The sequence below is a fragment of the Halomonas sp. TD01 genome (assembly GCF_923868895.1).
Classification (GTDB): Bacteria; Pseudomonadota; Gammaproteobacteria; order Pseudomonadales; family Halomonadaceae; genus Vreelandella.
Genome location: NZ_OV350343.1, coordinates 1,982,892 through 1,996,910, shown reverse-complemented (window position 1 = coordinate 1,996,910; position 14,019 = coordinate 1,982,892). Strand labels below are relative to the sequence as shown.

The 14,019-nt window shown below is 52.6% G+C and carries 13 protein-coding genes and 2 tRNA genes; 2 read left to right on the top strand and 13 right to left on the bottom strand.

From position 1 onward, the window contains the following. Positions 1-5: 5 nt before the first annotated feature. From purC to dapA, 3 genes are all read right to left on the bottom strand, one after another. Positions 6-719 carry a phosphoribosylaminoimidazolesuccinocarboxamide synthase gene (gene purC / locus L1X57_RS09195; RefSeq protein WP_009724809.1) on the bottom strand — a complete coding sequence of 238 codons (714 nt, stop codon included), beginning with the start codon at positions 717-719 and terminating at the stop codon, positions 6-8. 30 nt (positions 720-749) lie between these two features. After that, entirely contained in the window at positions 750-1,730 is a 981-nt protein-coding gene (gene bamC, locus L1X57_RS09190; protein WP_009724810.1) for an outer membrane protein assembly factor BamC, read from the bottom strand. Between the two features lie 79 nt (positions 1,731-1,809). Further along, positions 1,810-2,694: a 4-hydroxy-tetrahydrodipicolinate synthase gene (gene dapA, locus L1X57_RS09185; protein WP_009724811.1), complete on the bottom strand. Its 885-nt coding sequence runs from the start codon at positions 2,692-2,694 to the stop codon at positions 1,810-1,812. Positions 2,695-3,064: 370 nt separating this feature from the next. On the opposite strand from dapA, the gene L1X57_RS09180 reads away from it, so the two are divergent. Then, positions 3,065-3,538: a peroxiredoxin gene (locus tag L1X57_RS09180; RefSeq protein ID WP_009724812.1), complete on the top strand. Its 474-nt coding sequence runs from the start codon at positions 3,065-3,067 to the stop codon at positions 3,536-3,538. Between the two features lie 175 nt (positions 3,539-3,713). Here L1X57_RS09180 and L1X57_RS09175 read toward each other — a convergent pair whose 3' ends face one another. Further along, positions 3,714-4,811, bottom strand: a complete 1,098-nt coding sequence (locus tag L1X57_RS09175; protein ID WP_009724813.1) for an AI-2E family transporter — start codon at positions 4,809-4,811, stop codon at positions 3,714-3,716. Next, on the bottom strand, positions 4,808-5,086 hold the full coding sequence (locus L1X57_RS09170) for a sulfurtransferase TusA family protein (RefSeq protein WP_009724814.1): 279 nt from the start codon (positions 5,084-5,086) through the stop codon (positions 4,808-4,810). Before L1X57_RS09170 ends, L1X57_RS09175 begins: the two co-directional genes overlap by 4 nt. Before the next feature lie 172 nt (positions 5,087-5,258). On the opposite strand from L1X57_RS09170, the gene L1X57_RS09165 reads away from it, so the two are divergent. Continuing rightward, positions 5,259-6,719: a M48 family metalloprotease gene (locus L1X57_RS09165; RefSeq protein WP_234668027.1), complete on the top strand. Its 1,461-nt coding sequence runs from the start codon at positions 5,259-5,261 to the stop codon at positions 6,717-6,719. Positions 6,720-6,793: 74 nt separating this feature from the next. Here the strand turns inward: L1X57_RS09165 and nadA are convergent, their stop codons facing one another. The 8 genes from nadA to L1X57_RS09125 all read right to left on the bottom strand — a co-directional run bounded on the left by nadA (position 6,794) and on the right by L1X57_RS09125 (position 13,869). Continuing rightward, positions 6,794-7,822, bottom strand: a complete 1,029-nt coding sequence (gene nadA / locus L1X57_RS09160) for a quinolinate synthase NadA (RefSeq protein ID WP_009724816.1) — start codon at positions 7,820-7,822, stop codon at positions 6,794-6,796. A gap of 289 nt (positions 7,823-8,111) precedes the next feature. Next, positions 8,112-8,187: transfer RNA gene (locus L1X57_RS09155), tRNA-Lys, on the bottom strand. A 51-nt stretch (positions 8,188-8,238) separates the two neighbouring features. Then, positions 8,239-8,314: transfer RNA gene (locus L1X57_RS09150), tRNA-Lys, on the bottom strand. A 111-nt stretch (positions 8,315-8,425) separates the two neighbouring features. Next, positions 8,426-9,295, bottom strand: coding sequence for a 23S rRNA pseudouridine(2605) synthase RluB (gene rluB / locus L1X57_RS09145; RefSeq protein ID WP_009724817.1), 870 nt, complete (start codon positions 9,293-9,295; stop codon positions 8,426-8,428). Further along, positions 9,279-10,166, bottom strand: a complete 888-nt coding sequence (gene scpB / locus L1X57_RS09140; RefSeq protein ID WP_009724818.1) for an SMC-Scp complex subunit ScpB — start codon at positions 10,164-10,166, stop codon at positions 9,279-9,281. Before scpB ends, rluB begins: the two co-directional genes overlap by 17 nt. After that, complete coding sequence (locus L1X57_RS09135; RefSeq protein WP_009724819.1) at positions 10,163-11,137, bottom strand: segregation and condensation protein A; 975 nt, start codon at positions 11,135-11,137, stop codon at positions 10,163-10,165. The genes scpB and L1X57_RS09135 overlap by 4 nt, the downstream gene beginning before the upstream one ends. A gap of 109 nt (positions 11,138-11,246) precedes the next feature. Continuing rightward, the gene (locus tag L1X57_RS09130) at positions 11,247-13,076 is read right to left on the bottom strand and encodes a DEAD/DEAH box helicase (protein ID WP_234668025.1); all 1,830 of its coding nucleotides are present in this window, start codon (positions 13,074-13,076) and stop codon (positions 11,247-11,249) included. A 1-nt stretch (position 13,077) separates the two neighbouring features. Beyond that, the gene (locus tag L1X57_RS09125) at positions 13,078-13,869 is read right to left on the bottom strand and encodes a crotonase/enoyl-CoA hydratase family protein (RefSeq protein WP_009724821.1); all 792 of its coding nucleotides are present in this window, start codon (positions 13,867-13,869) and stop codon (positions 13,078-13,080) included. Positions 13,870-14,019 lie beyond the last annotated feature (150 nt).

Below are 14,019 nucleotides of genomic sequence, written 5' to 3'. Positions count from 1 at the left end.
TGCCATTAATCGATATGAATACCAATCCGTCGAGCCACTTCTTCGTACGCTTCAATAACGCCGCCTAGACCCTGACGGAAGCGGTCCTTATCGAGTTTTTCCCGGGTATTAGCATCCCACAAACGGCATCCATCCGGGGAGAACTCATCACCGAGTACTACGTCGCCTTTAAAGATACCGAACTCAAGCTTGTAATCGACTAGCAGCATGTCGCCTTCGGCAAAAAGCTGTTTGAGAACATGGTTCACTTTAAAAGTCAGTGACTTCATTTTCGCCAGTTGCTCAGGAGTTGCCCAACCAAAGGTCTCCGCTAGCGACTCGTTAATCATAGGATCTCCCTTTTCATCGTTCTTTAAGAACAATTCAAAGGTAGGCGGATTCAAGCTGATGCCCTCTTCCACCCCCAGCCGCTTAACTAGGCCACCTGCTGCAATGTTGCGCACGACGCATTCAACAGGAATCATCTCCATTTTTTTTACTAAGCTTTCAGTATCAGAAAGCTGCTTTTCAAAATGGGTAGGAATCCCGGCCTCTTCTAGGCGCTGCATAATAAAAGCATTGAAGATGTTGTTCACTTTGCCTTTACGGGCCAGTGACTCTTTCTTTTTACCATCGAAAGCACTGGTATCATCACGAAAGTGCAGTACCAACAAATCAGGATCGTCGGTGGTATAAACTGATTTCGCTTTACCAGCGTAGAGTTCTTGGCGCTTTTCCATAGGGGCTCCGAAGGGTTTCAAAATCAAAAATTAACGTAGGTAGCCGGAGACACGCTCAAGCAGCTCGCGCTGATCGTCAGCATTTAAACTACGCTCGCTGGCATTAATCGCACGCAGAATGGTCTTATCGCCGTTAGATTGAAGGGCAAGACGAATCTGCTGCGACATACGGCGCACATCGGGGCTGAAGACGATTTGCAGTGGATTGCGGCCCCGCTCAGTCTCAGTCATGTACTCAACCAGGAATTCATAGTTTTCAGCGGAAGTGGCTAATAGGTCACGCTGACCTTCAACACTAAAGTCGAGCTCAAGATAGTGATCCAGTTCTGCCCAAACTCGATCTATAGATTGGGGGATCACAACTTCCCACTCGTCGCCCTGCTGACGCATTTGAAGCGTCTGCTCTTGTGCGAGCCGTTGAGCCGTCCAAGAAGAAGCGCTAGCAGTGGCACTACGTGCACCTAAATACTGCTCTAAGGCATCAAGACACCCAGCGACGCTTTGCCCTGCTTGCTCGCAGCGCACCTCGCTGCTGCCTGCCCTAAGCGCACTCTGTAACGTTAGCGTGGCTTGAGAGGTTACTATGACACCTTGATTCGCATTGCTTTGCAGCACACCTAGCTGGCGACTATTCGCAAACGCTTCTAACTGAGGCCAAACGGCTCCCGTATCTGCCGCAACCACAAGCCATGTCTGATTACCCACCTGACGACGTTCAACGAATTCAGGTTCTAAACCACTCCCAATCGTTAACGTCTGAGGAGGGGCAATCTCGGCCGCTTCGTCGATACGGCTACCCTGCACTGACACCTGTGGCACAGGCATTGCATCACGATAACGCTGAGTGTTGCGGGTATCTGGAAGTAATAAGGGAGGCGCTGGGGCGGCTTCAGTGTAATCCAAATTGCGGTCGTGGTAGTAACCATCGCGCGCGCATCCAGCAAGTGTGACAGCCGTTGCGAGTGCCAGCGGTATCCATTTAAGCGCACGTTTTTCAAGCACAGAGCTCATCAAGCCACCTTAACAGTCAACAGATCGAGTACCCGGCGAGTAAAAAAAGCACGCCGGGTAGCAATGGGGTTGCGTCGAACTACTCCTCTACGACGCCCGCCAACTGCAGCGCTTCACTAACAGTGGCGTGGTACTTTTCCGAAAGCCAAGTTAACGGCAGACGAATCCCTGCATCCATATACCCCATGCGATGCAGCGCCCACTTAACCGGGATTGGGTTTGCCTCGATGCCTAAATTAGTATGCAGCGGCATCAAACGCGTATTAATTTGGTGAGCTTTATCCGAATCACCAGCAACAGCTGCAGCACATAGCTCATGCATCGCTTTAGGCGCTACGTTCGCAGTAACGGAGATATCGCCGTGACCGCCCATTAACATAAAGTCACAGGCGGTGGCATCGTCTCCGGAGTAGAGCATAAAGTCACTGCCCTTCAAGCGGGTAATTAGATCCTCAGCGCGCTCAAGGTTCCCTGTAGCGTCTTTCAAACCGATAATATTCTTTACTTCAGCCAGGCGCACTACCGTTTCATTATACAGATCAGAGCAGGTGCGACCGGGAACGTTATAAAGAATTACCGGCAATTTGCTCCCTTCAGCCACCGCCTTAAAATGCTGATAGAGACCTTCCTGAGTCGGCTTATTGTAGTATGGGCAAACCGATAGACAGTAATCTGCGCCGACTTCGCTGGCGTAGCGTGCTAACTCAACCGCCTCTGATGTGGCGTTCGCTCCCGTGCCGGCGATCACCGGAATACGGCCATTCACCTCTTCTACCACGCTGCGAATCACATCAAAGTGCTCAGCAAACGACATAGTAGTAGGTTCGCCCGTGGTGCCCGCTGCGACGATGGCATCAGTGCCATTATCGAGGTGGAAGTTCACCAGACGACGAAGCGCCTCCCAGTCGATGTCGCCATTGACCTTCATCGGCGTCGCCAGGGCGACAATGCTGCCTGTGATCATCCGTTTGTTCCTCACCTGCAAAATTATAAAATTAAGCTACTGACGATGTTCATTTAAAATCGAGCATTGAAAATCGAGAAGCTTCGACCATAAGGGCTCTGTTTATAAGAACCTGTCCAAACGAGCCCTGACCATTAGAACGAGCACATCGGGGCGATTTAACTTACTGCCATTTTATGCCTTGAGTACTTTGCTGTCGTCCCAAGGAATGCTGCAGAAAGCAAATGGTACTCAGGCGACTCGAACCTGTACAGCGTAAAGCGCTGAGAGTTTTCTCATCCACTCAATACCGAGCGTTCATTCGCTTTGACATAATAGCGTTACTTGCGTGTAATCAACTAAGTAAACCACCTCATTAAAGGAGCTATTCATGTCAGTGAAACTCAACCAATCGGTACCTGACTTTTCCGCCCCAGCCACTGGTGATACAACGGTGACGCTGTCTGAACTGCGCGGCAAGCAGGTGGTCATCTATTTTTACCCCAAAGCCAGCACCCCCGGTTGCACTACCGAAGGCGGCGATTTTAGAGACCGAAAGCCACGTTTCGATGCTGCTAACACGGTCATTATTGGCGTTTCCAGAGACGGCATCCGTGCTCAAGAGAACTTCAAGGCAAAGCAAGATTTTAATTTCGAGCTTATCTCCGATAAGGACGAAACTGTGTGCCAGCTGTTTGACGTTATCAAACTCAAAAAAATGTACGGCAAAGAGCATCTTGGCATTGAGCGCAGCACCTTTCTAATCGACAGTGAGGGTAAACTTGTTCAAGAGTGGCGCGGCGTTAAAGTACCTGGGCATGCTGATGAAGTACTAACAGCAGCAGAAGCGCTTCATACCAACTAATAAAGCCAAAAGCGCCGCATCCTTTGCGGGCACCTTATCCGCCCTGACTAGGTAGTTTTTGTAGCGCGTGGTAAGCGCCAGCTGCACCCGCGGGTGCAGCGCGAAGCAGTGCTGTGACTGATCCGCGGGCGCCTTTTCCGTTCGTCTCTTGCGTACTACGGTGAGATGGTGCCTGCTAATGTTCGACCGCTGGAAGCTGCTTTCCTCCTTCTTTCTCTGCAATTCCTCTTGGCCATGCATACACCAACGCTTTGAGCAGTGTGGCCAGGGGTATCGCAAAGAAAACGCCCCAAAAGCCCCATATGCCGCCAAAAAACAGCACTGCGACAATTATGGACACCGGGTGGATATTGTTCGTTTCTGAAAACAGAACTGGAGCAAGCACATTCCCATCAAGCGCTTGAATAACGCCGTAAGCGACAAGCACATAAGCAAACTGCTCACTGATACCGAAATGAAATCCTGCAACCGCTGCCACAGGAATGGTGATCACCGCCGCTCCGATGTATGGCACCAGGACAGAAAAACCCACAAGCACTGCTAACAGGGCGGTGTAGGGCAAACCAAAGAAAGCGAAAGTAAAAAAAGCGACCGTACCAACAATAATGATTTCTATCGATTTACCGCGTATGTAATTCGCAATCTGACGATCCATTTCATGCCAGATACGGGTTAGCAGCGTACGCTTTTGCGGTAACAACGACAGCGTAAAACCTACCAAAGACTGGCGGTCCTTTAGCATGAAGAATACCAGTATCGGCACTAACACCAGGTAAATAATCAACGACATAATATTGCCAAGCGATGCTAGTGAAAGTGTTAATGCACGCTGTCCCAGCTGGCTAATTTCCCGGCTGGCAACGCCTATCCAGCTTTGCATCTGATCGGGTGTTATTAAATTAGGATAACGGGCTTGAAGTTCGTCTAGCCACCCTTGGCCGCTAGCAAACATTCGAGGGGTTTCCTGAACAAGCCCGACAAGCTGATTCCATATCAGCGGCATCAATATAAAAGCCAGCGTCAGCAATACACTGACAAACCCCACAAACACGACGATGACAGCCAATAAATGGGGCACACCTCGCCGGGTAAAGGCGCTCACGACACCCTGCAGCAAAAATGCGACCACAAGCGCGGTGAAAAACGGTGCTAGCATTCTGCCAAACCAAATAATGGCCGCAAAACCAGCGATCAATACAAAGAGAAGAATCAACGCTTCTTCGTCTGAAAAGTAGCGATCAATCCAACTTTTCAGAATAGTGCGCATGGTCATGAGCGAGACATCCCTGCTTTACGTATCCAAAAATAGTACACATCGCCATGCTGCTCGCGTGCTTCTAACACATGATCACTAAGCTCTGTGAAAGACGCCATATCACGCCACGAACCAGCATCGGTTGCTCTTACTTCAAGTAATTGACCAGGAGCCAGCCCTGCCAGTGCCTGTTTGGCTTTTAATAATGGCAGCGGGCAGTGCAACCCGGTAGCATCCAATACTGTATCGGGCTTAATGCTATCGTTTGACTTAGACTCTGTTTGCTCGGACATACCCTCTCCCTCAAAATACCTACTTGATCAAAATACCTACTTGAATACGGCATTGTTACATAAACTATTTCTTTAGAAAGGTCGCTGAGAATTTGATTTAACGGCACTTCCCTGCCTGAATCAATGTCACACCGCTGTTTGCTGCGCATATTACTTGAACAATGAGGATGCCATGCTGCACCTTCGACTCGCACTTTCTCGCCGAGCCTACACGCTAGCGCTTATGCTGAGTATCGCCAGTGTTAGCCCACCTAGCCTTGGCTTCGACGATTATCAGCTCCCTACCCTAGGCGGCGCTTCAACCTCTGTCAGTAACGAGGAGTATCGCCTAGGTCGCGCTTGGCTTCGTCAATTTCGTGCCCAAGCGCCACAGTGGCAAGACCCTATCGTAAATGACTACCTAAACAGCCTAGTTGCACGCCTTGCTCCCCATAGCCAGCTTGGTAACCTTCGCACGACCACCGTGATGGTTGATAGCGGCTCTCTCAATGCTTTCGCAGTACCAGGGGGAGTCATAGGCATCAATTCAGGGTTATTCGCCTTTGCTGAAGACGAAGGAGCCTTTGTATCGGTTATCGCCCACGAACTGGGCCACTTATCTCAACGACACTACGCCAGGGGCAGTGCGCGTGCAGAGCAAACACAGCTTCCTGCAATGGCCGCGATGCTTGCAGGAATGCTAATTGCCGCTAGCGGTGGCGGTGAGGCTGGCATGGCCGCCGCTATGGGTTCCCAAGCGGCGCTAATCCAAGATCAATTATCTTATTCACGACGCTTTGAGCAAGAAGCCGACCGGATTGGCCTACAGGCGATGGCAAGTGCTGGATACAACCCAGACGCGATGGTGCGGATGTTCGGTGCCATGCAACGGATGGCACGACTCCAAGGCGGCACGCCACCAGAGTTCTTACTCACCCACCCAGTCAGCGATAGCCGACTAAGCGATGCTCAAGCACGCGCATCACAGCTAAATATTGCTGACGCCTATACCAGCGACACTTTATACGACATGATGCGTGCCCGCGCGCTTTTGAGTATTTATAACAATACACCGCAGCAAGCTGCTTCACGGCTTGCTCAAGAAAATAGCGAAGAACAAGCGCAGCGCTACCTGTCAGCGCTAATCGCAGCTCGAAATGGTCAAACAGACAACGCTCTGCAAACCATCGACCAACTGGCCCGTGAACTACCTGACTACGGCATGCTACCTGCTTCTGCCGCCGCTGTTGCACTGGAAGCGCAACGCTATGAAGAGGCTATTACGCGTAGCCAGCGCCTACTGCGTATCATGCCCAACTACTTACCTGTTCAATTGGTATTAGCTGAAGCCCAGCTCCAGCGCGACCCGCAAGCCGCTTATGAATTATTACGCGACATGACTGCTCAGTACCCTGAAAACCCTCAGGGGTTCAACCTACTTGCCGAAGCGGCCGGACGTAGTGGTTATAACGGTTGGGGGCACTTAGCGCGAGCAGAGCACTTACAGCTAACAGGTAGAGTTGACCGAGGTATTCGTCAGTTGAGCATCGCAAAAGATGCTGCGCAGCAAGAGAACGACCAACAGGCACTAGCACGCATTGAACAACGCCGTGAAGCGTTCATTGAATATCGCGAGGCACTAGAGAAGTTCTGACGTTACTAAAAGAACAGCCCGAATGCCTTCGCATTCGGGCTGTAGCCTTCGAGCTGCCATGGTGAACCTATACGCTAGGCATTAAAATTCAGCATTCTCTCTAATGGTTTTAACGCCTGCAGTCGCAGCGTGTCATCTACAAAAATTTCACCACACCCGTCGCGCAACGCACCAGCCAAGTTATCCAGAGCGTTCATCGCCATCCACGGGCAATGCGCGCAACTACGGCAAGTCGCGCCATTACCCGCAGTGGGCGCCTCAAACAGTGTTTTATCGGGCACCGCCTGCTGCATTTTAAAGAAAATACCGCGATCAGTGGCAACGATTAATTTGTCATTGGGCAGGGTCTGCGCGGCTTTGATCAGTTGAGAGGTTGAACCTGCAACATCGGCCAGTTTGACCACGGCATCCGGTGATTCTGGATGCACTAGCACCGCGGCTTCAGGATAAAGTCGTTTAAGATCTTCAATCCCTTTTGCCTTAAACTCTTCGTGAACGATACAGGCACCGTCCCACATCAGCATATCGGCGCCGGTCTTTTTCTGGATATAGCCACCTAAGTGCTTATCTGGCGCCCAAAGTATTTTTTCACCTTTGGCTTGAAGATGCTCAATAACCTCAACCGCAATCGAAGAGGTAACGACCCAGTCAGCACGCGCTTTCACGGCAGCAGAGGTGTTGGCATATACCACCACGGTACGGTCAGGGTGCGCATCACAAAAAGCACTGAACTCATCAGCAGGGCAGCCAATATCCAGCGAACAGGTAGCTTCCAGAGTGGGCATTAATACACGTTTTTCTGGCGATAGAATTTTCGCTGTTTCCCCCATGAATCGTACACCTGCAACTACCAGCGTTGTTGCATCGTGGCGTGCGCCAAAGCGCGCCATTTCAAGGGAGTCTGCAACACAGCCGCCAGTCTCTTCGGCCAGCTGTTGAATAGCATCATCGGTATAGTAATGAGCAACTAGCACCGCATTGTGTGCCTTAAGCAGTTGCTTGATTTCAGCTACCCGCGCCTCGTCTTCCGCAGGAATGCGGGTGGGGCAGTACGGGCTGGGGAGCGGAGCGTCGAGCTCAGCTTGAGTAGTCATAATAGTCATCGTGTCTACCACTGTGACGAACAGGGAATCCCCCTGTTAAACACCGGTCACGGCGTGTGCACTCCGCAAACGCCGCACTCGATGCGACGAGCCGCTGCGTCTCTCGCGGTGACTCGTCGCTCTGCCCGCCATTAGCGCGGACAGCGCTACCGTGACATCATTGGTAGCTATAACTAAGACTATTGTGGTGTTAAATCGTTGCCCGCTGCAAGCATAAAGTGTGCGTTAGGACGCTTTATCACCGAATAGCAAAACGCCCCTGGCAGCAAGCTACCAGGGGCGTTAAATTTGGTGGGTCGTGTAGGATTCGAACCTACGACCAATTGATTAAAAGTCAACTGCTCTACCAACTGAGCTAACGACCCAAATTTTGCTACGCACCTAGTTGACTACTTGGCGCTATAAATCAGTTCGAGTGGTGGGTCGTGTAGGATTCGAACCTACGACCAATTGATTAAAAGTCAACTGCTCTACCAACTGAGCTAACGACCCCCTCGAACGGATGCATATAGTACGGATAGAGCTCACTAATAGCAAGCCTTTTTTACCTTTTACCAATAAGCATCCGTCAAAATCACTCTTATTAATTACCTTTAACTATTATCAATTACGCTTAGGCTTGCGCATTGCTTGAACCGGGCGGCGCTTGTGTTTATCACGGCTCCAGCGGTTTTTCTCATCAGGCGTTAGTGCTGGCACCTTGCGGGTTTCGAGACTTGCCAACGTGGCCAAGTCATCGACCTCATCTTGGGAAAGCTCAACCCACTCACCTGCCTTGGCGCGCTTATCAAGGAAGATGTTGCCGTAGCGCACCCGCTTCAGACGACTAACCGTGAGCCCCTGAGATTCCCATAGTCGACGCACTTCTCGGTTACGACCTTCTAAAATAACCACGTGGAACCAGGTATTAATACCTTCGCCACCAAACTCCTGTACGTCAGTAAAGCGCGCTGGACCATCCTCTAGCATCACGCCATCAACCATGGCAATAATATGCTCGCGCTTGACCTCACCCATCACTCGAACTGCGTACTCGCGCTCTACCTGAGTCGAAGGGTGCATTAGACGGTTAGCAAGCTCGCCGTCTGTGGTGAATAGCAGCAAGCCACTGGTGTTAATATCCAAACGACCAATGGCAATCCAGCGTTCACCTTTCAGGCGTGGTAAGCGTTCAAACACCGTGCGACGCCCTTCTGGGTCTTTGCGCGTGCACAACTCGCCTTCCGGCTTGTTGTACATAATCACGCGGCGCGGCACTTCCTCTTCGGGCCGCAGCGACACAGGGCGATCATCAAAACTTACTTTGTCGCGGGCTTCTACTCGGTCGCCTAACTTGGCTACTTGGCTATTAACCTTTACTCGACCATCGGAAATGGCAGTTTCCATTTCACGGCGTGACCCCAGCCCTGCCCGGGCCAGTACTTTTTGCAGCTTTTCGCTGGTGGGGGGCGTGGTGTTATTGCTCTGACTCATGGTCGTCTGACCTCACATCGTTAGTCTGCGTGCGCGCATCATCGTCATTGCGCTGCGCACGTGCCGCTAGGCGCGCCTCTAAATCGGCAAAACTCAGCGGCTGGGTTAACGCCGTCTCGGCGTGTTGATCAGCAATCTTAGCTGAAGCTATCTCTTCACTCTGGGGTGGCGCATCCTGCACGGTTTCAGGCATTTCGTCCAGTGCTGGTTGTGTCTCATCTTGGTTGCTTATGCTTTCTGCTTGATCACCAATACACTCTTCTTGGGCACTTTCTTCTTGGCCATTAGTGCTTTCTTCTAGCGGATTCCCATTGTCACCTTGCTCAATAGCAATGTCGCTATCCTCGGCATTGACCAATGCATGCATCGGCGGCAATGCGTCCAAGGTTTTCAGGCCAAAATCATCTAAAAAGCTGCGGGTAGTGGCGTAAACAGCAGGTCGCCCAGGCACATCTCGGTGGCCTACCACACGAATCCACCCCCGCTCTACTAGCGTGCGCATAATAGAGCTGCTGACACTCACACCGCGCACGTCTTCAATATCCCCCCGCGTTACCGGCTGGCGATAGGCAATCAGCGCCAGCGTTTCCAGCAGTGCCCGAGAGTAACGCTGCGGCCGCTCGTCCCATAGGCGCGATACCCAATGAGAGAGACGAGGCCGAATACGCAGCTGAAATCCAGACGCCGTTTCCACGAGTTCCAGCGCCCCTTCTTCATGACGCAAAACAAGGCGAGACAACGTGTCGCGAAGTGCTTTTTTGGAGGGGCACTCATCTTCTAAAAACAGCGTTTCAAGCCGCTCTAAGGAAAGCGGCTCGCCAGCGGCAAGCAGCGCTGCTTCAATAATATCGTCTAACGTGGTGTCTCTCACGATGACTCCTCGTCAGGTTCAAATACCGGCTCTTCAAACGCACGCTCTTCAAACGCAGACTCTGAGGCGTCATCGTCTGAGTCAGCCACTTCAAATGCGCTCTCTTCTCCATCCGTGAGGGCGGCACGCCGCGCACGCACATGAATGGGCGACAGTGGCGCATTCTGTACAATTTCGATCATAGCTTCTTTGGCTAACTCTAAAATGGCCATAAACGTCACTACTACTCCAGCGCGCCCTTCTTCCAGCGTAAACAACGCTTCAAACGGGGTATAGCGCTGGTGGTCACCATCGTGGTGTAACTGCTCCATAATTTTCAGCATACGTTCGCGGGTAGAGAGAACCTCACGGCTGATTTGGTGGGCTTGCGCCAGCTCCGCACGTTTCAGAATATCCGATAGTGCTCCCAGCAGCTCGTCTAACCCTACATCAGGATGAATCACCCGCGCTTCTAACGGTGGCAGCCCCGCTTGCACACTAAACCAGTCACGCCCTACCCGAGGCAGCGTATCCAATGTTTCGGCCGCTTCTTTTAAGCGTTCATACTCTTGCAGACGACGAATAAGCTCAGCCCTGGGATCTTCTTCCTCCTCGCCTTCTGCCTTCGGTGGACGCGGCAGGAGTGTGCGGGATTTAATTTCCGCCAGCATAGCCGCCATTAATAAGTACTCTCCGGCCAGCTCAATCTCCATGGCTTTCATCAATTCCACATACTCAATGTATTGATGAGTAATGGTCGCCACATTGATCGTCAAAATATCCAGGTTCTGACGGCGAATAAGATAGAGCAGCAGATCGAGCGGCCCCTCGAAGGCTTCCAGAAACACCCGCAGCGCCTCTGGTGGTATGTAAAGATCCTCCGGCAGCTGCATGATCGGCTCATCAAACAGGCGCCCAAGCGCCTCTACTACCGGTTCAGCAGTTGGCTCTATAAGCTCGTGATCAACGGTTGCGTTTGGCGTCTCGCTCACGCGGGGCGTGTTCCTTTAGTTAAACATCCATGGTTAGTTAAACGTCCATGGTAAGTTAAGTGTCCATGCTCGCCAGTGTAACAGCGTGTCGCCTATTGAGGCATTATCGCTACCCTGCCTCAGCCGCCTTGCGATAGCGCCCTTGATAGTCAAACAGCTTATCGCGAAGCTTCCAGTGCCGTCCGACTTTACGGCCAACGACAAAGTCTGGGTGGCGCAGCCGTCGCTGCTCTTCGACCACCTCGGCCGGCGAAGCAGGCTGCCACTTAGCGCCTGGGGCACGCAGGTGATTGCTTAAAAAAACAGCATAAAATGCCCGCCGCTGAGCAGGTGTTTCCAGCGCAAACCACTCCGCCAAGCTCGCGCCATCTTCATCATAGTAGGTCACTTTTAAACGCGGCAGCCCTCGCCCGTTGGTCGTGGCCTCTAACTGCATACCGCTGACTCGCAGTACGTTGGCATCTTTTAATTTGAGCGCGTCTTTGAGCTTATCGTCGGCATCAACCAGCAGTTGCTCGCAGCCGTGACAGCGGCGGGCGGCAATATCATTTTCAGCGCCACATTGCTCGCAGACCTTAAAGCGAAAACGAAAATCACACTGCTTTTGATCGGCGCCCTGCCTACCCTTGCCCGCCTTAGCAGTCGGATTGGGGTTATCCACCAACCCCTGGCAGCGACGACCAAAGTGCTCAATCACCAGCTCGCCATCACGCTTACCCCAGAATAAATTGGCGTGACCACACGCCGGACACTCAACCTGGACCGGTTCACTGTCACTGTCCGGTTTTGGCTCGCCCACTTCTGGCGAGTATAGGTCCCAAGGGTTACCCGCAAAATCCAGAACCAAGCAGTTGGCTTTACCCGGCGATAAACGCAACCCTCGGCCAACAATCTGCTGATAAAGGCTCACCGATTCTGTGGGACGCAGAATAGCGATTAAATCCACATGAGGCGCATCAAATCCGGTCGTCAGCACAGCGACGTTGACCAAGAATTTAAGCTCACGCGCTTTGAATGCTTCAATAAGAGAAGTACGCTCCTGTGAAGCCGTCGCACCGGTAATCAGCGCTGCTTGGTTCATAGGTAAGTAGCTGATAATTTCTTCAGCATGAGCGACCGTTGCGGCAAAAATCATCACCCCTTGACGCGCGGAGGCATACTCAACCACCTGGGCAATGATCCCTGGCGTAACGCGACTACCGGCAACAACACGGTTGAGCTCTTCCTCACGAAACAGCCCACTGGGCGCAGGGGCCAAGGCAGAAAAATCGTAGCCTTCAATGGCCATATCCAGCCGTTTAGGCGCCGCCAAAAAACCTTGTTTCACCATCAATCGTAGCGGCTGTTCAAAGACGCAGTCGGCAAAGAAGCACGCTTCATCGCCACGCACCATGCCATGGTGATGGCGGTGGTAGATAAATCCCTGCCCTAACCGAAACGGCGTAGCGGTTAAGCCGAGAATTTTTAGCTGTGGGTTCTGACGCTGCAGATGCTCAATCACTTGGCGATAGCTGGCATCTTTTTCCAGCGATACTCGGTGGCATTCATCAATCACCAGTAACGTAAAACTGGCGTCACTGAAGCGCTCCAGATTACGCACCACTGATTGCACCGAGCCAAACACCACTTGTCGGCTGGCTTCTTTACGCTTAAGACCTGCACTGAAAATATCTGCCTGAAGCCCGTAGGCTTGGTACTTGGCATGATTTTGCTCAACCAGCTCACGCACGTGGGCCAGCACCAACACACGGCCACGGGCTAGCCTGGCCAGCTCAGCAATCACTAACGACTTACCGCTCCCAGTGGGCAATACCACCACCGCGGGCGCACTGGTCGCACGGAAGTGCTCCACCACACGCTTTACCGCCTCCGTTTGGTAAGGTCTCAAGCAGGGTGGCGTGCCAAAAACAGGGGCGGTGGAAGGGCTGAATGGTTGCATGTCAGTCGAAACGCGGGGCGCGACGCTCCATTCGTGCGCTCACCGCTTCGCGATGCTCGGCGCCGGCCAAAAGCTGCTGTTGCAAATGCGCTTCAAGGGCCAGACGATCGCCATGGGCCAGCCCCGGACCGCGAGCGAACAGCTCACGAGCCGCAGCGACGGCCCGAGGTGAACGCGAGGCGATGAGTGCAGCGGTTTCCCGGGCGGCTTCCAGGGGCGTATCGCTCAGCCGACTGCCCAGGCCTAACTGATAGGCCTCTTCCCCTGACACCTTGCGTCCGCTGATCGCCAGTTCTTGGAGCACATCCTGGCGCAACGCCGCTCCAGTCACGCTAATAGCCATATCGGGGATGATGCCCCAATCGATCTCCAGCAGCGCCAGTCGTGCTCGTGGATGGAGAATACGGATATCGGCACCCAAGGCAATTTGCAGGCCGCCACCGTAGACATGCCCGTGCAAGGCAGCCACCACGGGAACGCCCACCTCACGCCAGCCTAGAGCCAAGCGCTGAACCGGGTTGATGCCCGCTTCGTCAGGCGCCAGCAGAGTGGGCAATCGCTCCGCCTCGATCATGATCGCCGCCATATCGAGCCCCGCGCAAAAGCTGTCACCATCGCCGCTTAAGACCACGGCACGCACTCCACTAAGCTGGGTCAAGCGCTGCTGGGCCGCCAGCAGGCCATCGATCATGGCCCAATCCAGGCCATTGTGATGTTCGGGTCGCGACAACATGACTTCGGCCACGTGGTCGGCGAAGGTCAGCGTTACACGTTCATTGAGGATTTGATGCATTCGAGCTCCCTGAAGAGTTCTTTGGCTCGCCACCGATTGGCGATCGCTGGGCTTGCGGGCTAATCCGCTTATAAACTGATAAACGCGTTTATGAAGTGAGTGTGGCGCGAGGATGAACGTTTTTCAAACAATCGTTTCATTTTACTCTCA

Bases quoted from the DNA above. Each gene is read 5' to 3' on its own strand.
- purC (WP_009724809.1), bottom strand. From the start codon at position 719: ATGGAAAAGCGCCAAGAACTCTACGCTGGTAAAGCGAAATCAGTTTAT.
- bamC (WP_009724810.1), bottom strand. From the start codon at position 1,730: ATGAGCTCTGTGCTTGAAAAACGTGCGCTTAAATGGATACCGCTGGCA.
- dapA (WP_009724811.1), bottom strand. From the start codon at position 2,694: ATGATCACAGGCAGCATTGTCGCCCTGGCGACGCCGATGAAGGTCAAT.
- L1X57_RS09180 (WP_009724812.1), top strand. From the start codon at position 3,065: ATGTCAGTGAAACTCAACCAATCGGTACCTGACTTTTCCGCCCCAGCC.
- L1X57_RS09175 (WP_009724813.1), bottom strand. From the start codon at position 4,811: ATGACCATGCGCACTATTCTGAAAAGTTGGATTGATCGCTACTTTTCA.
- L1X57_RS09170 (WP_009724814.1), bottom strand. From the start codon at position 5,086: ATGTCCGAGCAAACAGAGTCTAAGTCAAACGATAGCATTAAGCCCGAT.
- L1X57_RS09165 (WP_234668027.1), top strand. From the start codon at position 5,259: ATGCTGCACCTTCGACTCGCACTTTCTCGCCGAGCCTACACGCTAGCG.
- nadA (WP_009724816.1), bottom strand. From the start codon at position 7,822: ATGACTATTATGACTACTCAAGCTGAGCTCGACGCTCCGCTCCCCAGC.
- rluB (WP_009724817.1), bottom strand. From the start codon at position 9,295: ATGAGTCAGAGCAATAACACCACGCCCCCCACCAGCGAAAAGCTGCAA.
- L1X57_RS09130 (WP_234668025.1), bottom strand. From the start codon at position 13,076: ATGCAACCATTCAGCCCTTCCACCGCCCCTGTTTTTGGCACGCCACCC.
- L1X57_RS09125 (WP_009724821.1), bottom strand. From the start codon at position 13,869: ATGCATCAAATCCTCAATGAACGTGTAACGCTGACCTTCGCCGACCAC.